General features: G+C 67.1%; 22 protein-coding genes. 12 read left to right on the top strand and 10 right to left on the bottom strand.

The window, feature by feature from the left end; all coding sequences use genetic code 11:
- Positions 1–824 precede the first annotated feature (824 nt).
- Complete coding sequence (mdeB, locus tag ACIGHN_RS08610) at positions 825–3,497, bottom strand: alpha-ketoglutarate dehydrogenase (RefSeq protein WP_396504036.1); 2,673 nt, start codon at positions 3,495–3,497, stop codon at positions 825–827.
- A 102-nt stretch (positions 3,498–3,599) separates the two neighbouring features.
- Between mdeB and ACIGHN_RS08605 the strand changes: the two genes are divergently transcribed.
- Entirely contained in the window at positions 3,600–4,067 is a 468-nt protein-coding gene (locus ACIGHN_RS08605; RefSeq protein ID WP_396504035.1) for an Lrp/AsnC family transcriptional regulator, read from the top strand.
- A 46-nt stretch (positions 4,068–4,113) separates the two neighbouring features.
- Here ACIGHN_RS08605 and ACIGHN_RS08600 read toward each other — a convergent pair whose 3' ends face one another.
- Complete coding sequence (locus ACIGHN_RS08600; protein ID WP_396504034.1) at positions 4,114–5,127, bottom strand: AraC family transcriptional regulator; 1,014 nt, start codon at positions 5,125–5,127, stop codon at positions 4,114–4,116.
- A gap of 117 nt (positions 5,128–5,244) precedes the next feature.
- Between ACIGHN_RS08600 and ACIGHN_RS08595 the strand changes: the two genes are divergently transcribed.
- A complete protein-coding gene (locus ACIGHN_RS08595) occupies positions 5,245–6,471 on the top strand; it encodes an MFS transporter (RefSeq protein WP_396504138.1) in 1,227 nt (408 codons plus the stop codon).
- A gap of 75 nt (positions 6,472–6,546) precedes the next feature.
- Here the strand turns inward: ACIGHN_RS08595 and ACIGHN_RS08590 are convergent, their stop codons facing one another.
- The 6 genes from ACIGHN_RS08590 to ACIGHN_RS08565 form a co-directional block, all read right to left on the bottom strand.
- Positions 6,547–7,449, bottom strand: a complete 903-nt coding sequence (locus tag ACIGHN_RS08590; RefSeq protein ID WP_396504033.1) for a DUF3014 domain-containing protein — start codon at positions 7,447–7,449, stop codon at positions 6,547–6,549.
- 247 nt (positions 7,450–7,696) lie between these two features.
- Complete coding sequence (locus tag ACIGHN_RS08585; protein WP_396504032.1) at positions 7,697–8,368, bottom strand: alpha/beta hydrolase; 672 nt, start codon at positions 8,366–8,368, stop codon at positions 7,697–7,699.
- Between the two features lie 53 nt (positions 8,369–8,421).
- Positions 8,422–9,261, bottom strand: coding sequence for a DODA-type extradiol aromatic ring-opening family dioxygenase (locus ACIGHN_RS08580; RefSeq protein WP_396504031.1), 840 nt, complete (start codon positions 9,259–9,261; stop codon positions 8,422–8,424).
- Between the two features lie 176 nt (positions 9,262–9,437).
- A complete protein-coding gene (gene arfB, locus ACIGHN_RS08575) occupies positions 9,438–9,860 on the bottom strand; it encodes an alternative ribosome rescue aminoacyl-tRNA hydrolase ArfB (RefSeq protein WP_396504030.1) in 423 nt (140 codons plus the stop codon).
- A 49-nt stretch (positions 9,861–9,909) separates the two neighbouring features.
- Positions 9,910–10,404 carry a type II 3-dehydroquinate dehydratase gene (gene aroQ / locus ACIGHN_RS08570; protein WP_396504029.1) on the bottom strand — a complete coding sequence of 165 codons (495 nt, stop codon included), beginning with the start codon at positions 10,402–10,404 and terminating at the stop codon, positions 9,910–9,912.
- Positions 10,405–10,593: 189 nt separating this feature from the next.
- Complete coding sequence (locus ACIGHN_RS08565) at positions 10,594–10,935, bottom strand: hypothetical protein (RefSeq protein ID WP_056418859.1); 342 nt, start codon at positions 10,933–10,935, stop codon at positions 10,594–10,596.
- Positions 10,936–11,109: 174 nt separating this feature from the next.
- Between ACIGHN_RS08565 and ACIGHN_RS08560 the strand changes: the two genes are divergently transcribed.
- The 5 genes from ACIGHN_RS08560 to ACIGHN_RS08540 all read left to right on the top strand — a co-directional run bounded on the left by ACIGHN_RS08560 (position 11,110) and on the right by ACIGHN_RS08540 (position 14,690).
- Positions 11,110–12,945: a glutamine--tRNA ligase/YqeY domain fusion protein gene (locus ACIGHN_RS08560; RefSeq protein ID WP_396504028.1), complete on the top strand. Its 1,836-nt coding sequence runs from the start codon at positions 11,110–11,112 to the stop codon at positions 12,943–12,945.
- Between the two features lie 130 nt (positions 12,946–13,075).
- The gene (locus ACIGHN_RS08555) at positions 13,076–13,459 is read left to right on the top strand and encodes a hypothetical protein (RefSeq protein ID WP_396504027.1); all 384 of its coding nucleotides are present in this window, start codon (positions 13,076–13,078) and stop codon (positions 13,457–13,459) included.
- A gap of 19 nt (positions 13,460–13,478) precedes the next feature.
- Complete coding sequence (locus tag ACIGHN_RS08550) at positions 13,479–13,676, top strand: hypothetical protein (RefSeq protein WP_396504026.1); 198 nt, start codon at positions 13,479–13,481, stop codon at positions 13,674–13,676.
- A gap of 73 nt (positions 13,677–13,749) precedes the next feature.
- Positions 13,750–14,079 carry a hypothetical protein gene (locus ACIGHN_RS08545; RefSeq protein ID WP_396504025.1) on the top strand — a complete coding sequence of 110 codons (330 nt, stop codon included), beginning with the start codon at positions 13,750–13,752 and terminating at the stop codon, positions 14,077–14,079.
- Positions 14,080–14,258: 179 nt separating this feature from the next.
- Positions 14,259–14,690 (top strand): SMI1/KNR4 family protein, encoded by a 432-nt coding sequence (locus ACIGHN_RS08540; RefSeq protein ID WP_396504024.1) that lies wholly within the window; start codon positions 14,259–14,261, stop codon positions 14,688–14,690.
- A 143-nt stretch (positions 14,691–14,833) separates the two neighbouring features.
- Here the strand turns inward: ACIGHN_RS08540 and ACIGHN_RS08535 are convergent, their stop codons facing one another.
- Both ACIGHN_RS08535 and ACIGHN_RS08530 read right to left on the bottom strand, forming a co-directional pair.
- Positions 14,834–15,163, bottom strand: coding sequence for a hypothetical protein (locus ACIGHN_RS08535; RefSeq protein ID WP_396504023.1), 330 nt, complete (start codon positions 15,161–15,163; stop codon positions 14,834–14,836).
- A gap of 211 nt (positions 15,164–15,374) precedes the next feature.
- Positions 15,375–16,316 carry a M14 family metallocarboxypeptidase gene (locus ACIGHN_RS08530; RefSeq protein ID WP_396504022.1) on the bottom strand — a complete coding sequence of 314 codons (942 nt, stop codon included), beginning with the start codon at positions 16,314–16,316 and terminating at the stop codon, positions 15,375–15,377.
- A 193-nt stretch (positions 16,317–16,509) separates the two neighbouring features.
- Between ACIGHN_RS08530 and ACIGHN_RS08525 the strand changes: the two genes are divergently transcribed.
- The 5 genes from ACIGHN_RS08525 (at position 16,510) to ACIGHN_RS08505 (ending at position 20,422) form a co-directional block, all read left to right on the top strand.
- Positions 16,510–17,901, top strand: a complete 1,392-nt coding sequence (locus ACIGHN_RS08525; RefSeq protein WP_396504021.1) for a serine protease — start codon at positions 16,510–16,512, stop codon at positions 17,899–17,901.
- Positions 17,898–18,884, top strand: coding sequence for an FHA domain-containing protein (locus ACIGHN_RS08520; RefSeq protein WP_396504020.1), 987 nt, complete (start codon positions 17,898–17,900; stop codon positions 18,882–18,884). Before ACIGHN_RS08525 ends, ACIGHN_RS08520 begins: the two co-directional genes overlap by 4 nt.
- A gap of 105 nt (positions 18,885–18,989) precedes the next feature.
- Positions 18,990–19,319, top strand: coding sequence for a hypothetical protein (locus ACIGHN_RS08515; protein ID WP_056418882.1), 330 nt, complete (start codon positions 18,990–18,992; stop codon positions 19,317–19,319).
- 126 nt (positions 19,320–19,445) lie between these two features.
- Positions 19,446–19,763 (top strand): DUF2322 family protein, encoded by a 318-nt coding sequence (locus tag ACIGHN_RS08510; RefSeq protein WP_396504019.1) that lies wholly within the window; start codon positions 19,446–19,448, stop codon positions 19,761–19,763.
- A 167-nt stretch (positions 19,764–19,930) separates the two neighbouring features.
- Positions 19,931–20,422: an SRPBCC family protein gene (locus ACIGHN_RS08505; protein ID WP_396504018.1), complete on the top strand. Its 492-nt coding sequence runs from the start codon at positions 19,931–19,933 to the stop codon at positions 20,420–20,422.
- The last annotated feature ends 68 nt before the right edge of the window (positions 20,423–20,490 follow it).

Here is a 20,490-nt window from a genome sequence, read left to right as displayed (position 1 = left end):
GCCGCAGAACTCGCTGCGTTCTTCGAACTCCGCTCAAACAGCTGCGGCAAGTCAGATCACGAAGCGTGTGTGTCCTGCGGCACACACGCCCACCCCAGCTCCTGCGCTTCTCGGCGCAGCCAGCAGGGGTGGGGAGCGGGCTCCACACGGGCCATTGCTTCGCTCGGCCCGGGTTGCCTCGCTGCGCTTCGGCCTGGTGGGGAGGGCAGCGCTTGTGCTGTGGGCAGTGCGCGATGCGGCGGGTTCGCTTCGCGATCTGGCGTGTCCAAAATGCTGGAGTGGCGGCTGGAAGGCATCTCCAGACCAAGCATGGATTTACGCAGCCTTGGTCAACCCGCAGCCCTTCGGCTCGGGCAGTGCGACCGCACCCACCCTGTGGGCAGCGCGCAGCGCGTCCCCCACCCCCGGCGCAGCTGCCCAGGCAGCAGCCGGGTGGTGTTCACCCCCTGCTGGCTGCGCCGAGAAGCGCAGGGCCGGGGGTGGGCGTGTGTGCCGCAGGACACACGCGCTTCGTGATCTAGCTCGTCGCAGATGTTTGAGCGGAGCGGGGCCACAGGCCCCGCGCAGCGAGTTCTGCGACGCCACCCCCGGCCCGAGCATCGCAGGTTGCCCCCATCGCCCACCGGGCGATGGGGGACGCAGACTGGGGGTCGCCTTTTCTTTGCCTTCTTTCTTTTGGCGACGCAAAAGAAAGAAGGTGCGCCGCCGGGCGCACACCCCGGCCTCCGCCCTCAGCCCGAGCACAGCCCCCCGCAAGAACACTGGCAGGAGAGCACCAAGGTACAGCCCCCTCAATCGGCAACGCTCTCAGTACCCTTAAACCCTCACCGATCCGCCGTAGCCCCCATCGCAAACTTCGCAGCCCGCACCACCGCATCCGCATCCACCCCAAAGAACGCACGCAACGCCGCCCGCGTATCGCTGCGCCCGAACCCATCCGTCCCCAACGTCAGGTACTTGCGCCCCTGCGGCACGAAGGCGCGCACCGTCTCGGGCACGGCACGCACATAGTCGGTCGCAGCGATCACCGGTCCGCTCGTGGCGGCCAGTTGCGCTGCAAGCCAGGGGGTCCCCGGCTCATCTTCTCCCGCGATGGCACGCTGCTCGCACGCCACGCCGTCGCGTGCCAGCTCGCTCCAGCTGGTCACGCTGATCACCGTCACCTCCACGCCCTCGGCGGCCAGCAACTCTGCCGCCTTGACCACTTCGGTGAGGATCGCGCCCGAGCCCAGAAGGGTCACGGTTTGAGGTGAAAAAGCCCCCTGCCGCTCGTCCAGCAAGCGCGGGTAGCTCCTGAAAACATAGCAACCACGCAGCACACCTTCTGCCGCACCGGCGGGCAGATCAGGCTGCGCGTAGTTCTCGTTCATCAGCGTCACGTAGTAAAAAACGTCGCGCTGCTCGGTCACCATCTCGCGCATGCCGGCGTCGATGATGACGGCCATCTCGCCCGCGTAGGCCGGGTCGTAGGCCTTGCAGTTGGGGATGGTGGCGGCCACCAGGTGGCTGCTGCCGTCCTGGTGCTGCAGGCCCTCGCCGCCCAGCGTGGTGCGGCCCGACGTGGCGCCCAGCAAAAAGCCGCGCGCACGCTGGTCGGCGGCGGCCCAGATGGCATCGCCCACGCGCTGGAAGCCGAACATCGAGTAGTAGATGTAGAACGGCAGCATCGCCAGGCCGTGCACGCTGTAGCTGGTGGCCGCGGCCGTCCAGCTGGCGATGGCGCCGGCCTCGCTGATGCCTTCTTCCAGGATCTGGCCGTCCAGCGCCTCGCGGTAGCTCAGCACCGAGCCGATGTCCTCGGGCGCATAGCGCTGGCCCACGCTGCTGTAGATGCCGACCTGCTTGAACAAATTGGCCATGCCGAAGGTGCGCGCCTCGTCGGCCACGATGGGCACGATGCGCGGGCCCAGCGTGGCGTCCTTGAGCAAGCTGCCCAGCATGCGCACGAAGGCCATGGTGGTGCTCATTTCCTTGGCCTGCGGCTGCAGCGCGAACTGTGCATAGCCCTCGATGGCCGGCACGGGCAGCGCCTCGCAGGCCGTCTCGCGGCGCGGCAGGTAGCCGCCCAGGTTCTGGCGGTGGGTGCGCAGGTAGCGCATCTCGGGGCTGTCTTCCGCGGGCTTGAAGAACGCGAGGCTGGTGGCCTGCTCGTCGGTGAGCGGCAGGTTGAAGCGGTTGCGGAACTCGATGAGGTCGGTCTCGTCGAGCTTCTTCTGGCTGTGCGTGGTCATCTTGCCCTGGCCGGCCGTGCCCATGCCGTAGCCCTTCTTGGTGTGCGCCAGGATCACGGTGGGCTGGCCTTGGTGGCGCGCGGCGGCGGCATACGCGGCGTGGATCTTCACCAGGTCGTGCCCGCCGCGCTTCAAGCGGTCGATCTGCTCGTCCGTCATGCCCTGGGCCAGGGCCGCGAGCTCGGGGTTCTGGCCGAAGAAGTTGTCGCGGTTGAAACGCCCGTCCTTGGCGGCAAAGGTCTGCATCTGGCCGTCCACCGTGCCTTCGAGCGTGCGCACCAGCGCACCGGTCAGGTCGCGGGCGAACAGGCCGTCCCAGTCGCTGCCCCAGACCAGCTTGACCACGTTCCAGCCCGCGCCGGCGAACAGCCGCTCCAGCTCGTCGATGATGCGGCCGTTGCCACGCACCGGGCCGTCCAGGCGCTGCAGGTTGCAGTTGACCACCCAGACCAGGTTGTCGAGGCCCTCGCGCGCGGCCAGGGTCAGCGCGCTCATGCTCTCGGGCTCGTCCATCTCGCCGTCGCCGAACACGCCCCAGACCTTGCGCTGGCTGCAGTCGAGCAGGTTGCGGTGCGTGAGGTAGCGCATGAAGCGCGCGTGGTAAATGCTGCTGATGGGGCCGATGCCCATCGACCCGGTGGGGAACTGCCAGAAGTCCGGCATCAGCCAGGGGTGCGGGTAGCTCGACAGGCCCTGCGCACCTGCGCCCGGCGCGGTGAGCTCCTGGCGGTAGTGCATCAGGTCCTGCTCGGACAGGCGGCCTTCGAGGAACGCCCGCGCATACACGCCCGGCGCGCTGTGCGGCTGGAAGAACACCAGGTCGCCCCGGTGCTGCCCCTCGCCCACGCCTTCGCGGGCGCGGAAGAAGTGGTTGAAGCCGCTCTCGAACAGGTCGGCCGCGCTGGCGTAGCTGGCGATGTGGCCACCCAGTTCGCCATACGCCTGGTTGGCGCGCACCACCATGGCCAGCGCGTTCCAGCGCACGATGGAGGCCACCCGCTCTTCGACGGCCAGGTCGCCCGGAAACACGGGCTGGTCCTGCGCGGCCACCGTGTTCACATACGGGGTATTCAGGTCCGGCTGCCAACCAATGCGCTGCGTGCGCGCCAGCCGCACCAGCTCTTGCAGGATGTGGCGCGCGCGCTCCGGGCCTTCGGTGGCCACCAGGGCCAGGAAGGCGTCGCGCCACTCGGCGGTTTCCTCAGGATCGATGTCGGGGACGGCGCCGGGCGCCAGCAGCAGGTTGTGGGGTGTGAGCGCGTTCATGCAGAGCACTGTAGCCATGCCCACCCCGAATGAGTTGCCGTTTTGCAGCCGATGCAGCGAAATACCAGCAGCTTATGCCGCAAAAACAATAAACTGCAGCATATGAAACTCGATACCCTGGACCTGCGCATTCTGGCCGAGCTGCAGGCCGATGGCTCCCTGTCCAACGTGGAGCTGGCGCGGCGTGTGCACCTGTCGCCCTCGCCGTGCCTTGCGCGGGTGAAGGCGCTGGAGGCCGCAGGCGTCATCAGCCGCTATGTGGCGCTGGCCAACGCGGCGGCGCTGGGGCTGGGGCTCAATGTATTCATCAGCATCAGCCTCAAGGCGCAGAGCAAGGAGGCGCTGGCCGACTTCGAGCGCCGCATCGCGGAGCACGACGAGGTGATGGAGTGCTACCTGATGAGCGGCGACAGCGACTACCTGATCCGCGTCGCCGTGGCCGACATTTCGGCGCTGGAGCGGTTCATCGTGGAGCAGCTCGCCCCGATGCCCGGTGTGGAAAAGATCCGGTCGAGCTTTGCGCTCAAGCAGGTGCGCTACAAGACGGCGCTGCCGCTGCCCCGGGCATAGCGTTCGGGCTCCAGCGCCCTGCCCTTCCTCCATCGTCCATCGTCCATCACTCCGCACGCGCCGTGCTGGGGGGCTGGCCGATGATCCTTTTGTATGCGCGGCTGAAGGAGGCTTCGGACTCGTAGCCCAACCGATGGGCCGCCACGGCCACGCGCATGCCGTCGCGTGCGATCCAGCGGCGCGCCTGCGACATCTTCACCTTGGCCACGTAGCGCGCCGGGCTCTCCCCCATGGTCCGCGTGAACGATTCCGAAAAGCTCGAGCGCGAGGCACCCATCAGGTCGGCCAGCAGCGGCACGTTCCAGTCGCGCTCGGGCTCGGCGTGGATGGCCGCGATCACCTTGCCGATGCGCGGGCAGCGCACGGCGGCGATCCAGCCCGTGGGGCTGTTGCAGCTGCATTCCACCCAGGCGCGGATGATGCTGGCCGCCAGCGCGTCGGCCAGGCGCGCCAGGATGGCGCAGGCGCCCATGCGGTCCTGCGCCACCTCGCGCTCCATGGCGTCGAGCAGCACGGGCACCGTGGTGTCGCGCCGGGCCAGGTCGCCGGCCATCATCACCGCGGGCATCATGGCCATCAGCGGGTGCAGCGGGTCGAGGTTGAAGCGCAGCGCGCCGCTGAACAGCACGTCGGGCGCCAGCGGCGGGGGCGGCGCGACCGGGGCCCCCCGGGGTGCGCGGCCCGCATCGCGGCCGTCCACCAGGTAGATGTTTTCAGACACGGCCTTGCGCGCCAGCGAGTCGATGTCCACCGGCGGCACGTCGGGCGAGCTGGCCAGCACGTGGAAGCTGCCGTGCGGCAGCAGCACCGCATCGCCCATGTTCAGGCGCTGCCATTCAGTTCCCGGCGTGCGCAGCCAGGCGCCGCCGTGGCCCACGAAGTGAAACCGCGCCGAGCGCTGCGCCGGAAAGGCGATGGCCCAGGGCGGGTGCAGCACGCAGCGGCCATACTCCACGCCGTCCAGGCGCAGGCCGAGCAGGATCTGGGTCAGCAGGTCCGGCGGCTCCACCCACGGCGGCTGCGGCACCTGGTCAAACGGTCTGGATGAAAAGTCAAGCATTTCGGCTTTTACGGCATGGAAACGCCGACATCTTATCCCTAGCATGGACGTCCGTTCCAACCCAAGGCTTTGCCCGTGTCCTCCTCTTCTTCCTGCTCCACCTGCCTGGACGCGCCCATGGGCGCCGTGGCCGATGCCGACTCCGTACCTGCATCGGCGTTCGAACCCGCCCCCCACGCCGCCCCCGAGCCCACCGAGGCACGCTGGGCCGCCGTGGCGTCCATGGCGCTGGGCGTGTTCGGCCTGGTCACGGCCGAATTCTTGCCCGCCAGCCTGCTGACCGCCATGGCCAGCGACCTGCGCGTGAGCGATGGGGCCGCGGGCCAGGCGGTCACCGTCACCGCGCTGGTGGCCGCCGTGGCTGCGCCGTCGTTGCCGCTGCTCACGCGCTGCATCGACCGGCGGCTGGTGATGATCGCCTTCACGCTGCTGCTGGTGCTGTCCAACGTGATGTCCGCCCTGGCCGGGAGCCTGGCCACGCTGCTGGTGGCGCGGGTACTGCTGGGCGTGGCGCTGGGCGGCTTCTGGTCCATGTCGGCCGCGCTGGCCATGCGGCTGGTGCCGGCCTCGCTGTTTGCGCGGGCCATGTCGTTCATCCTCACCGGGGTGTCGGTGGCCACCGTGTGCGCGGCGCCCATCGGCGCGTGGATGGGCGACCTGTGGGGCTGGCGCAGCGCCTTCATCGCGGCGGGCGGCATCAGCCTCGTCACGCTGGCGGTGCAGCTGGTGGCCCTGCCCGCCCTGCCCCCGCGCGACAACCCCAACCTCAAGGTGCTGGGCGAGCTGCTGCGCCGCCCGCCGGTGCGCGTGGCGCTGCTGGCGGTGCTGCTCGTCATCTCAGGCCACTTCGCAGGCTTTACTTACATTCGCCCGCTGATGGAGCAGGTCACGCACCTGTCGGTCGCCACCATCACGGCCGTGCTGCTGGGCTACGGCGTGGGCGGCTTCTTCGGCAACTTCGTGGGGGGATGGATCGCGGGGCGCAGCGAGCGTCAGGCCATCGTGGCCGGTGGGGCCGTCATCGCCGTGCTGGCCGCCGTGCTGCTGGTGGCTGGGCAGTCGGCGGCCATCACGGCGGTGGCGGTCACGCTGTGGGGGTTTGCGTTCGGCGCGTTTCCGGTGGGCTTTCAGACCTGGATCGTGCGGGCCGCGCCCGACCAGGCGGAGGGCGCGGGCGGGCTGCTGGTGGCGGCGTTTCAGATCGCGATTGCCAGCGGCGCCATCTTTGGCGGGCTGATGGTGGACCACGTGGGCGCCCTGGGCGGGCCGGCGTTTGCCCTGGCAGCGCTGACGCTGGGCACCTTGCTGACCCTGCGCCACGGCCCACGGCCGGCGCAGGCCTGACCCGCCGCAGGGGTTGGAGCCCCCAAGCCCATCCCCACCGCACAGCCTGCCGCCACGGCCCCACGCAGTGCGGGACTACGGCACGGGCTTGCGGGCCACCGCTCCGGTGGCGACGCGCTGGCGCACTTCGCGGATCAGCGCTTTGGCCCGCGCCGCGTTGGCGGGCCCCATGCGCACCAGGATCTTCTGGCCGCTCGACAGGGCCTGCAGCGCCGGGTCGGCAAACTCGTAGCGCACCCAGGGCCGCAGGTCGGGCACGTCGGTGTTCACCGGCAGGAGCTTCACGCGCAGCGGCCCCTTGGGCTCGGGCGCGAGCAGCAGGTGGTCCAGCACGGCCACCAGGCGGTCGTTAAAGTAGCGCCGGGGGTAGCCCACCTCTTCATACGCCTGCTGGAACAGCGGGTACAGCCGTGCATACAGCGCCACCGCGGCGTCCAGCGGCACGGCCTCGGCAAAGGCCAGCACCGCGCTGTAGCGCGCTGCGTTGGCGGAGGCGATGGTCTGCGCGCCCTCGGCGCCCTCCACCGTGAAGCGCTCGGGCGTGGGCTGCACCGGCCACATGCGCGATGGCGCCTGGGCGCGGCCCAGGTTGTCCACCGTGGCGACCACGCGGCGCACAAAGCCTTCGGTCCACAGAAACCTGGCCACCTTGTCGCTGCCCAGCAGTTCGCCGAGCAAGGCCGTCACACGGGTGTCCGATTCCGCCAGGGGCGGCAAAGCGGTGTCGGCGGGTGCGAGGCCATCGACCAGGTTCTGCGGACCCGAGGCTTCGGGCATGGGGGGTGCAGCCGCCGGGGCTGCGGGCGCGCTGGCCACCGGGGGCGGCGGTGGCGCGGGCTGAGGCTCTGCGGGGCGCAGCCAGAACCACCACGCAGCGCCCGCGATGGCCGCGCAGCCCAGGGCTGCGAGGGCGACTTTGGGCAGGGGCGATGCCCCCTCGGGTGCGGGGCGAAACTCGGCGGTGTCGTGATCGGGCATCGGGTCTCCTGTGGCGGTGCATGGGGCACGCCCTGGGTACGACGGCGTGGGCCGCCATGCGTTCCCGTGCGGGGTGCAATGCACCATTGGAAACCGCGCCTGCGCCCGGTGCGTAACGCCATGTACCCGCTGGGCGATGCCGGTGCCTTGCCAGACCTCGCCACGCCACCGCTGCGCGAGCGGCACGGGCAGCCCTGCGGTGCGCAGGAGGATGTGGGTGTGCTGGCCTATGCCCCCGCCCGCCGGGTCAGAAAGCCGCCGGCGGGCCAGCCAGCGAGTCCAGCCAGGTCACCGTGGCGGACAGCTCCGCCGGGCGGATCTCGTGCGCGCCTGGAAACTCCCGGTACGTGACCGCCACGGGCAGCGGGCCCATGTGCTGCGCGATGGCCTGCGCGTGGGCCAGGGGGATCACGTTGTCGTGCGTGCCGTGGCTCAGCCACAGCTGCTTGCCCCGCAGCGCATCGGGCGGCGCGGCCAGGGGCAGCACCTGCGACAGCAGGCGGCTGTGCCACACCATGGCCGCCTGCATCAGCGCGGGCTGGGTCAGCAGCAGCGACAGCGCCATGATGCCGCCCTGGCTGAAGCCGCCCACCACGACGCGCTCGGGCGGAATGCCCAGTTGCTCTGCGGCGGACGCGATGGCCTGGGCCACCAGCGCGCGGCTTTGCGCTTCTTGCGCCTCGTTGATGGTGCGCTCGCCGTTGGGCTCGATGGAAAAGTCGAACCACGCGTGCGAGCCCGGCCCCATGCGAAACGGTGCCCGCAGGCTCAGCACATGAAAACGCTCCGGAATGTGCGGCGCCAGGCCGAACAGGTCCTGCTCGTTGCTGCCCACGCCGTGCATGAGCACCAGCAGCCAGGGCCGGGGCGTGGTGGCAGCGGCCGGGCGCTGCAAAAAGGTGAGCGGTAGATCAAGCATGGATGAGCGGCAGGGCCGGATTTGAAGATAGATAGGTGGGCGGACGTGCCGTCTCAATGCACGGGCTGCAAGGCGAAAGCATCCATCGACAGCATGCTGTACATCACCTCGCGGCTCAGGTAGTGGGCCTGCAGATCGTCGCCCGCTGCGCCCAGCGCAAAGAAGATGGGCAAAAAGTGGTCCTCGGTCGGGTGTGCACGGCGTGCATGCGGCGCCTCGCTGCGGTAGTTGAGCAGTGCCTTCATGTCGCCGCGCGCCAGGGCCGCTTCGATCCAGCGGCTGAACTCCAGCACGTAGGGCGCGGGCTCGCGCTCGCCGCCAAAGAACTCGGCCAGGTTGTGCGTCATGCTGCCCGAGCCGATGACCAGCACGTTCTGGTCGCGCAGGCTGCGCAGTGCCGCGCCCAGCGCGTACACCTCGGCCGGCCCAGCGCCCACGGGCAGGGCCACCTGCACCACCGGCACATCGGCCTGCGGGAACAGATGCATCAGCGGCACCCAGGCACCATGGTCGAACGGGCGGGCCGCGTCACCCTGCGCCGCCACGCCGGCGGCTTGCAGCAAGCCCAGCACCTCCTGCGCCAGCGCGGGCGAGCCCGGGGCCGGGTATTGCAGCTGGTACAGCGCGGGCGGAAACCCGCCAAAGTCGTGCCAGGTCTCCGGCTGCGGGCCGGTCATGACCTGCGGCGAGCGTGCCATCCAGTGGGGCGACATGATGACCACGCCGCGCAGCCCCGGGTACTGTGCCTTCAGGCTGTCACCCCACTGCGTGAGCGCGGGGCCGGTGGTGCCGGCGTCCAGCGCAAACAGCGGCGCGCCGTGCGAGACGAACAGTGCAGGAACAACAGGGGAAGCAGGGGCGTTGGCAGACACGGCGATGTCCTTTGGATTCATTGCGTGGGGGGATGCATTGAATGTAGGACCGACAGCCCGCGATACCAAGCCCTGTGCATCAGACAGATCGTTCCACGGGTGGTGCTAATGAGGCGGTAAAAACTGCCAATGCGCCGGGCAACAAAACATCGCCACCCCCAACAATGGCAACCTGCCCGGGGTCCGGCAACAGCCCCTCAGGACCCATCCTTCACGCGGCCGCGCAGCGCCTTGGTTTCGCTGCGCTGGCTTTTGCCCGCCAGCCGCCGTTGCTGCGAGCCATAGGTCGGCCGCGTGGCACGCCGCACGCGGGGCGGCACGGCGACCGTGTTGACCAGCGCGTTCAGGCGCTGCAGCGCGTCCGTCCGGTTCTGGTCCTGGCTGCGGTACTGCTGCGCCTTGATCACCACCACGCCATCCTGCGTGATGCGGCTGTCGCGCAGTGCCAAAAGGCGCTCCTTGACCCCGTCGGGCAATGACGACGCCGCCACATCGAAGCGCAGGTGCACCGCGCTCGATACCTTGTTGACGTTCTGCCCACCCGCGCCCTGCGCCCGCATGGCGGTGATCTCCACCTCGTCTTCGGGCACCTCCAGCGTCGGGGTGGGTGCGGTGGTCATGCGTGTGCCCGTCTGCCTTGCGAAAGTGCGCCCGGGGGTACCACTACGCTCAGGGGGCCGCCTGGGGCTGCAGCTGCGCCAGCCCGTCGATGGCCAGGCCATAGCCCAGCACGCCAAACCCGCACATCACGGCCTTGGCGGCCGCGGCCATGTACGAATGGTGCCGGAAGGATTCGCGGGCGTGCACATTGCTGATGTGCAGCTCGATCAGTGTGATGCCCGTACCCTTGGTGGCATCGTGCAGCGCCACGCTCGTGTGGGTGTAGGCACCGGCATTGATCACCACGCCGGCCAGCTCACCCGCCGCATGCAGGCGGCCCGCTTCATGGATCCAGTCGATCAGCGCACCCTCGTGGTTGCTTTGGTGAAACCGCAGCGCAAAACCGTGGCGCGCGCAGGCGTCGGCACACAGTTTTTCGACATCGGCCAGGGTGTGTGCGCCGTACACGGCAGGCTCACGCGTGCCCAGCAGGTTCAGATTGGGGCCATTGAGGACAAAAACGGTTTTCACAGGGCATGCACTCCGAGGGGTTGCACCCGCCATGCAGCGGGCAAAGGTGCCAAATTATGCTGCGCCGCCACCTGCGCGCGCCCAAAGAAAAAGCGGCCCGAAGGCCGCTGTAAAAGGCAGCCTGTGCAAAGACGCTGCCTGTGAGCGACTGGCGCCCAAGAGGTTTTGGTTACAAAGTACGGCAGCCGTGCCGGTCAGGACCGGCTGCCGGGGCAGGGCCGATCAGCGGTCCCAGCGGCCGTAGCCACGGTCGTGGTGATGGTGGCGGTGGCCTCGGTAGCCACGGTCACCGTAGTACACCACGGCGGGTGGAGGGGCGTAGTACGCTGGAGGGGGCGCGTAATACACAGGCCGTGGGGGTGCGTAATACACCGGTGGGGGCGGGGCCACATACACCGGGGCTGGTGCGTAGTAGCCATTGCTGGCCCCCACCACCACACCCGGCACGCCAATGCCCACCGACCAGTTGACGTCGCGGGCCTGGGCGGCGCCCGCGCCACCCAGCAATGCCAGCGCTACGCCTGCGGAAGCTGCCAAGGCATAGATAGAACGGGATTGAGTCATACGGATATCTCCTGTTGGAATGAGGGTAGCCAGCCAAATGGACTCGCCTCACCGGTACATAACGCACCAAGTAGGCAAAAGGATGGCATAAATTTGTCTTTACGTTGTGTCCGGAAGTACATTCGCCCGTTTCCATGCGTAAACCATCACGAAACCGGGCCCTAAAATGGCCCGATGAGCACCCAAAACCCCGTCAATCCAGCCGCCAACACACCGGCTGCCGCCACCGCGACAGCCCCGGAAGCCGTCAAGCCCAGCAACTTCCTGCGCCAGATCATTGAAAGCGACCTGGAAAAAGGCACCTACGCCGCCCGCCGCTGGGGTGGTACACCGGGCGACGCCGCCCACCACGCGGCGGGCCAGCCCGACCCGGCCAAGATCCGCACCCGCTTCCCGCCCGAGCCCAACGGCTACCTGCACATCGGCCACGCCAAGAGCATCTGCATCAACTTCGGCCTGGCCCGCGACTACGGCGGCGTGTGCCACCTGCGCTTTGACGACACCAACCCCGAAAAAGAAGACACCGAATACGTCGACAGCATCATCGACGCGGTGAAGTGGCTCGGTTTCGACTGGAACGGCCACCCCAGCGCCCCGCCCTACCAGGCCAGCGACTACTTCGACTTCATGTACCGCGCGGCCGAGTACCTGATCGAGGCCGGCCACGCCTACGTGGATGAGCAAACCGTGGAGCAGATGCGTATCAACCGCGGCGACTTCGGCAAGCCAGGCGTGAACAGCCCCTTCCGCAGCCGCACCCCGGCCGAAAACCTGGCCAAGTTCCGCGAGATGAAGGCCGGCCTGCACGAAGACGGCTCCATGGTGCTGCGCGCCAAGATCGACATGGCCAGCCCCAACATCAATATGCGCGACCCGGCCATCTACCGCATCCGCCGCGCCACGCACCACAACACGGGCGACACCTGGTGCATCTACCCGATGTACACGTATGCGCACCCCATCGAAGACGCGCTCGAGCAGATCACCCACAGCCTGTGCACGCTGGAATTCGAAGACCAGCGCCCCTTCTACGACTGGCTGCTGGAGCGACTGACGGAAGGCGGCCTGCTGAGCAACCCGCCCCCCCGCCAGTACGAATTCGCCCGCCTGAACCTCACCTACGTGATCACCAGCAAGCGCAAGCTCGCCCAGCTGGTGTACGACCACAAGGTCAGCGGCTGGGACGACCCGCGCATGCCCACCATCGTCGGCCTGCGCCGCCGCGGCTACACGCCCGAATCGCTGCAGGTGTTTGCCGAGCGCATTGGTGTGACTAAGAGCGACAGCTGGATCGACTACAGCACCCTGGAAGGCTGCCTGCGCGAAGACCTGGAGCTCAAGGCCTTCCGCGGCATGGCCGTGCTCAACCCCGTCAAGCTGGTGCTGACCAACTGGGACGAGGTCATGGGCGCGGGCCACCTGGAGCCCTGCACCCTGCCATCACTGCCCCACCCCCCCGAAGGCGTGGAAAGCCCCGAGCGCCACTTCACCATCGGCAAGGAAGTCTGGATCGAACGCGAAGATTTTGAAGAAGTGCCCCCCAAGGGCTACAAGCGTATGTTCCCCGGCAACAAGGTGCGCCTGAAGGGCGGCTACGTCATCGAATGCACCGGCTGCCAAAAGGACGCCGACGGCACCATCACCGAAGTGCTGGCCACCGTGGTGCCCGACACCAAGAGCGGCACCCCCGGCGCCGACAGCGTGAAGGTCAAGGCCGCCATCACCTGGGTGGGCGTGGCCGACGGCGTGAAGGCCGAGGTGCGCATGTACGACCGCCTGTTCCTGGAAGCCCAGCCCGATGCGGGCGGCAAGGACTTCATCGAAAGCCTGAACCCGAACAGCCTGAAGGTGGCAACGGCCATCGTGGAGCCGTCGCTGGCCAAGGCCCAGCCGGACGACAAGTTCCAGTTCGAGCGGCACGGGTACTTTGTGGCAGACCGGGTGGATCACCGGGCGGGGAAACCGGTGTTTAACTTGGCGGTGGGGTTGAAGGACTCCTGGGGCAAGTAAGTCCCGGCGCAGCACCGCCAGTCAACGCCATGTTCTACCTCGGCCTCTTTGCCGCATTGCACCGTCACGGGGTTGAATATGTACTGATTGGCGGGCTGGCTGTAGCACTGCATGGGTCGAGCGCAACACCATGGACATCGATGTCTGCGTTGTGGTGTCGCCCGACAACATGCAGCATCTGATCAACGCTGCGCTTGAATTGAAGCTACGGCCTGTTCTTCCAGTTCCGCTCAACACGTTGGCACAGATCGACACCCTCAAGGACTGGCACGCGCAGCGCAATCTGCAAGCCTTCGCCCTTCGCACCGATGCGCTTTCAGGGGTCACCCTGGATGTACTGCTCTTTCCTCCCGTCGACCCGCAAGGCATGTGCGAACGCGCCATGCACCTCGACGTCGCAGGCGTCCCTGTGGCGCTGGCCCATATTGACGATCTCATCGCTCTCAAGCAAAGTGCGGGTCGCCCCATTGATTTGGCCGACATTGCACATCTGCAGCGCCTGAAGCCAGAGTAGTTGCACCACCCATCCAACCATGACCCCCACCGAACGCAACGCCCTGCGCGATGAACACAGTTACTACGTGAGCGACGAACGGTTGCGCGCTTTTGGACAATTGAGTGTCTTGCAACGGCTGCAATGGGTGGAGCAATGCTCGCAATTTGTTCGCGTGGCACAAGCCGCGAAACAGGCGCAAGAGCAAGAAGCCCTGTGCTCGGCGCCCGCCCATTGATCGAGGCTGCCTATTGGCCGTGAAATCCCAAACGCCATCAGCCCCAAGCCGCCTCGATAGCGTAAAGGCCACGGTGGACACCAACATCGCCATGCCTGCAACCCAACCTCCTACCGCCAACCCCACCTTCGCCCACATGCCTCCCGGACCGGTAGCAGGCCCCTTGCAGTTGTTGCCCGTCAGCGAAGCAGTGGTGGCGGTCCACACCGCCGATGGCGCACATGTCGGCTCACTCAAAAAGGTCGGTGGTGTCTGGAAGTTCAAAGCGATGGGCTACGGCGCTGCCGGGGGCATGGAGCCTGGCCACGGCCCGTTGACCGATCGGCACAACATGCAGTTCGCCACGCCCGATGCGGTCGAGGTGAGCTCCCGGTTGCTGGGCGCCTCAGGCAACACTCTTTAAGCAGCTGCGCATTCCGGTGATGATGACCGGTCAGTCCAGCGCCATGAACGCCCGCAGCAGGCGCTCAATCATTGGCCGCAAACGGCCAGGAGCAGCCGTTCATCTCCTCGCCTAGGTTCCGCGACGCACAGACGCGCGCCTGGCCTGCGCAATCATTTTAGTAACTGCGATGCTTTGTTATGCTTAAAGAACTGTTTCCAGACTGGCGCTACTCACCTGCCGCTTCGGCGGAGGCGATTTCGCAAGCAGAGGCCGCCTTGGGGCTGAGATTTCCGGAAGAACTCAGAAATCTCTACCTGGAAGCGGATGGAGTCAGAGAAAACGTTGGCAACGCCAAATATCTGCTTTCCCTCACCGAGGAAGACTCCATCGGGTCGTTGGTCACATTGACCAAGTTCCATTGGGAGGAGTGGACGCACCTTGCCCCGGAGTTCGACCTAAAGCCGTACATCTTTTTTGGGTGCTCGAACAGCGACGAGGTATGGGGAATCAACTGGAAAGCGCCGACTCAAGTAATCGCTTTCCATCATCACATGGAGGGTGAATTTGAGGTGGTTGGAACCAACATCCTAGAAGTCTACAAGGCGAATTTCGCCAGTTATGAGCTTTAGTCCCCGCAGCCCCTGGTAGTCTCAGCGTTGCATCCCCCAGGATGCATTTCAACTGTCCGCTTCGTGGAAGGACCAAAGTCGGCTTCGGGCCCATAGCGGAAGTAGCGGTGTGCCACAGAAGCACGTCTTGCAGTGCCTGACGTCTAAGTCATTGCCCTAGTGATTACAGCAGCAGAAAAAATGGCAATCGCTGCGACAACGACAATTAGCATGGCGCGTGGGATTTGACGGTTTGTAGCCCTCTGACGTTCACGCTCCTGATCGTGCGCTTCTCTCTGCGCTTTCATGTCGCCTATCTTTGCATTCATTTCTCCTACGAATGCTGAGATGTCTCGCTTGTCCAGAACGCGCTGGAGAGCCTCAATGGCTTCTTCTTCCAGCATATCCCGCCGCATGATCATGAGAGTTGCCAACTCCTCATCACTCATTCGAGAGTACTGGTTACGAAAGTACGCTACACGCTCAAGATCCATCGATGAAATCTCACGTTATGACTACGGTGGGTGAACTATCGAACGACAGTTCCTGGCCGAATTCTGCCCCACAAGAGCTATGGGACCGGGTATCGGCGACCTGTCCTCCCTGCCAGCAGAGCTGGTTAGATCCAAGTGGACGCAGTGCTCAGATTTGTACGGCATGCGCAGCAGTGCCGCGCAAGCCCCTGCCGCCCCGGAGAAAAAACACTCACGCCGACGCGCTGGCCACCACAAACTCCACCGCCGCACACACCGCCGCCACCTGCGCCTCGATGCACTGCTGCGGCGTGGCACGCGCACTGTCCGGGTACACCTCCGTCGTCGTGGTGTAGCGCGCCCCGCTGATGCCCGCGCACAGGCCCCACTGTTTCATCGGGTAATGGATCACGCCATGCGCCACCATCGGTGAACCGATGATTTCCCCCTGGTCATCCGCAGGCGCGATGTGCGTCACCCGGCTCACCGCGTCGATGATCGCCTGCTGAAACGCAGGCTGCGGGTTGTCGGTGTCGTCCACCAGATAGAACCCGTCGGGGATGCTGCCGGGCTCGAACACCTTGCCGTCGCGCGCGGCCACGGCGGGGCGGTATTCGGATTCGTCGGTGTCGGTCGTTTCGTGCAGGTCGACGTGGGCCGCCCACTGGCCGCGCAGCGGGGCCACCAGGCGGATCAGCGCGGCAGCCTCTTGCGCGGGTGAGCCTTCGCGAAAGGACCGGTTGGGGTCGATGGCGTCGAAGTTCCAGCGCTGGAAGCGCTCGTACGCCCAGGGACTGACGCAGGGCACCACCAGCAGGTTGGCGCGGCCTGCAAAGCGCTCGGCCTGCGTGTCCACAAAGCGCAGCGCGCCGTGCACGCCGCTGGTTTCGTAGCCGTGCACGCCGCCGGTGACCAGCACGCTGGGCAACCCTTCGTTCCATGGGCGGCTGCGCAGGGCCCGCAGGGGAAACCGCTCTGCCGCATGGTGGGCGTCGGCATAGACGACATCGCCGTACATCTCCACATCGAATCGGCCGCGCAGTGCCTCGACGGCGGTCAGCACGTCGTCGGCGTAGCTGCGCCGGCGCACCTGGCGAGCGCGCCATTGGTCGCGCTCTGCGGCGCCCCAGGGCTGGCCGGGTGTGCCGATGGGGTAGGAATGGGTGTCTGGCATGGCGGTGGTGTGGCGTGTGTAAAAAGCGAAATGGGGGTGCGTGGCGTGGGGTGGCTAGACCGCCCGCGCGGAGCACGGTGCAGAGCGTTCATAGAATACCCCGATGCCTCTTCCCCTGCCCTGGCCGCTTCGGCTTGCCACACCCGTCGTTTTCTTGCTGGCCTGCATGTCGGCCCACGCACAGAAGGCGCCCATGACACCGCCTGCCCCCACCACCCCTGCCAGCGCATCGGCGGCACGCCCTGCAGGCGGGCTGCCGCCCGTGGCGCCCGGCGCTGCAGCACCGTCAACGCCTGGCAGCGATGCAACTGGCAGTGCAGACCCTTCCACAGCAGGTGCGGCCGTGCCGGTGCCCGCCACAGCGCTGTCGCGCGACGCACGGCGCATCTACGAGCTGTCGCGCGACAAGCTGGTGCAGATCCGCACGCTGCTGCGCAATGCCGACACGCAGGCGTCGATCGGCTCTGGGTTCTTCGTGTCTGCCGACGGCCTGATCGTCACCAACTTCCATGTGGCCAGCCAGCTGGCGCTGGAGCCCGAGCGGTATCGCGGCGTGTACGTGACGATGGAGGGGCAGGAAGGCGACGTGGAGCTGCTGGCGTTCGATGTGCAGCACGACCTGGCCGTGTTGCGCACCAAGGCCCGCACCGCCGCAGCGCCGGTGCTGAGCTTTCGGCCCGCCACCGAGGCCCTGGCGCAGGGTGAGCGCATCTATTCGCTGGGCAACCCGCTGGACATCGGGTTTGCCGTGACCGAGGGCACCTACAACGGGCTGGTGCGGCGCAGCTTCTACCCGCGCATCTTCTTCGGCGGCACGCTCAACCCCGGCATGAGCGGCGGCCCGGCGGTGGACGATGCCGGGCGGGTGCTGGGTATCAACGTGGCCAAGCGGCTCGACGGGGAGCAGGTCAGCTTCCTGATTCCTGCCGAGTTCGCGCAGGCGCTGGTGCAGCGCGCAGCAGCTGCCGCAGAACCCATCACCCAGCCCGCGTACGGCGAGATGACCCGGCAGCTGACGGGCCATCAGCAGTTGCTGACGGACCGGTTCCTCAAAGCGCCGTTTCGCGAGCAGCGCCACGGCAACTACCGCGTGCCGGTGCCGGACGACGCACTGGCGCGGTGCTGGGGCTCGGGGCGCGACCCGGCCTTTCCCGGCCTGAACCTGGAGCGCACGCAGTGCAGGGCCGACAGCGATGTGGTGGCGGGTGACTTCAACACCGGCGCGGTGCGCCTGGCCTACGAAACCTACAACGCCCCGACCCTGGGTGCCGCCCGGTTCGGCCGCATGTACTCGCACAGCTTTGCCAACGAGCAGTTTCTGCGGCGCGGCAACCGCCAGCAGACGGCGGTCGACTGCTCCGAACGTTATGTGAACCCCGGCAGCCTGCCTATGCGGGTGGTGATCTGCATGTCGGCCTACCGCAAGCTGCCCGGCCTGTACACCATGACGGTGCTGGCCGCAAGCACCAACCAGCCCACCCAGGGCGTGCTGGGCCGCCTGGACGTGCAAGGCATCGCTTTCGACAACGGCATGAAGCTGGCAAGCCACTACCTCAAGGCGTTCCGCTGGGAGGCCGCACCATGATGCCGACCCTGGGACTGATCGAAGCCTTCGACCGTCACGGCGCCCTGTTGGCGCGCGCTCCCATCACACGCTGGCCTGTGACCGTGGGCCGGGGGCTCGACTGCGACCTGGTGCTGGACGACCCCTTCGTCGCCCCCACGCACCTGCGCATCGACCGGGCGGCAGACGCCTCCCGCGAGGTGCAGGTCGAGGTGCTGGAAACGCGCAACGGCGCACGCCTGCAGCGCAAGCACTACCGCCAGGGCGAGCGCTTTGGCTGGCCCCACGGCACGCCTGTCGACCTGGGCCACACCCACATCGCTCTGCGCCTGGCCGACACGCCCATTGCCGATGAACAGCCGCTGCCGCAGTTTCCGTGGCGCACGGTGGGCACCACGGCCGCGCTGGCGGCCCTGGTGCTGTTCGCGGGGCTGGGGGAGTCGTGGCTGGATGCGCGCGACACCTTGCAGTACTTCAAGGATGTGCCTGGCGTGCTGCTCACGCTGCTGGTGGCGATGGTCGTGTGGTCGGGCGTGTGGGCAGTGGCCAACAAGGTGTTTGCGGGCTCCCTGCAGTTCTGGCGCCATGTGCGCATTGCCTGCGCTGCGGCACTGGCGATGGACGCAGTGCAGCTGCTGGCCCATGTGATCGCATTCGCTTTTTCGCTCGAGATTTTTGCGCAGTTCGCCAGTCTGCTGCTCGTGCTGACGCTGGCAGGTGCGCTGTATGCCCACCTGGCCGCCGTGCTGCCGCGTCGCCGTGTGGGCCTGGCCTGGACGGTGGCCGCCGCGATCGTGCTGGGCGTGCCGGCATGGCTGGGGGCGCAGTGGCTGAACAACATGCGGCTGTCTTCTGTGCTGTACATGAGCAGCCTGTTCCCGCCCAGCCTGCGCGTGGCCCCTGCCGTGCCGGTGGACCAGTTCCTGCAAGAGACCGAATCGCTGCGCGGCAAGCTCGAGCGCCGCCTGCGCGACGACGGCCAGGGGAATGATGACGACGAGTGAACAACCGGTGTGAACAATCGGCCCGGCGCCACGGCCACAGGCCTGAAGCGCCGCGCACCACCGGCTACCCCCGTCCAGCCCACCAGCGCCCACGCAACCACCCCCATGCGCCGCCGCAAACTCCATCACCACGTCTACGTCATCGAGCTATCGAAAGACGTGCTGCTGGAGCCACGCTTTCGCAAGAGCAATCCTGGCTACATCGACGGCAAGCCCTGCGTGTACGTGGGCATGACGGGCCTGGACCCGGACGTGCGGTTCGACAAGCACAAGGCCGGCATCCAGGCCAACAGGTTCGTGACGCAATACGGCCTGCGCCTGCTGCCCGACCTGTACGAAGGCTTCAACCCCATGAGCTATGAGGATGCGCTGGACCGGGAGATCGAGATCGGCATCGACCTGCGCTCGGCGGGGTTCGGGGTGTGGCAGGCGTGATGGCAACACCCCGAGCGAGCGATGTGCACCCGGCGTCATGCGCCAGCATCAATGCTCCTCATTGAATAGCATTCACCGCTTACCAGTAATGCGGTAGCGGCATTTTTCACTCCAACCCAATTTTTTATGAACTTCGCAACCCGCCTCCAGCAACTCCCCGCCACCACCCACCTCGCCGCCCTGCAGCTGCTGGATGCCGGCGACCAGGTGGTGGCCACCATTGAGAACAAGCCCGGCCAGACGGGCTCCTTGGTCGTCTACGCCGCGCTGGCGGCCCTGTACGGCGGCAGCATCACGCCGGCCGCCGCTGCGCTGGGGCTGGAGTGGTATGCAGAGCACACGGCAGACGCCAAGGCCTTCCCTGGCAAGCACCCCAACATCGACCGCCTGCTGGCCTGGGCCGAGGGCAGCGAGAGTTTCCGCGTGCGCACCGTGGCCGCCTGATGCCAGGGCTGGACAGCGCCAGGCGTCCAGAAAAAATGCCGGCGCCGGCCCCCTGTTGTCGAAAACGGGCTGCCCCGTTCGTCGTAGGAATGTGAACAGCTGCGGGCCCCGCCGCTGCCCACCTTCTTCATCCACCCTGAGTAGTTGACACCCCAAGGAGACCGCCCATGACGACCAGCAACCCGACCGACAACAGCAGCCACAGCGCCGCAGCCGGCGGCACTGTCACCCTGCACCGCGTGCTGCGCGCTCCGCCAGAGCGGGTGTACCGCGCCTTTCTGGACGCAGACGCGATGTGCAAGTGGCTGCCGCCCCACGGGTTCACCGGCCGGGTGCTGAGCCTGGATGCCCGCGTGGGCGGCACCTACCGCATGCAGTTCACCAACTTCGGCAACGGCCAGACGCATGCGTTCGGCGGCGAGTACCTGGAGCTGGTGCCCGGCGAGCGCATCGTGCACACCGACCGCTTCGACGACCCCAACCTGCCCGGCGAGATGCGCACCAGCATCGTGCTCAAGAAGGTGCTGGTGGGCACCGAGGTGTCCATCGTGCAGGCAGGCATCCCCGCCGTGATCCCGACCGAGATGTGCTACCTGGGGTGGCAGGAGTCGCTGCAGCTGCTGGCGCAGTTGGTCGAGCCCGACATTCCTGCCGAGTGATCTGCAGCACCCGCACGCCGGCCGGTGCTGCGGCAACCGCGCCCGGCGCAGGGCGCGGGCTCGTGCCG

It is taken from the genome of Acidovorax sp. NPDC077693 (genome assembly GCF_044542805.1).
Taxonomy (GTDB): domain Bacteria; phylum Pseudomonadota; class Gammaproteobacteria; order Burkholderiales; family Burkholderiaceae_C; genus Acidovorax.
The sequence above is the reverse complement of the archived record's forward strand: the minus strand, read 5'-3'. Positions and strand labels throughout refer to the sequence as shown.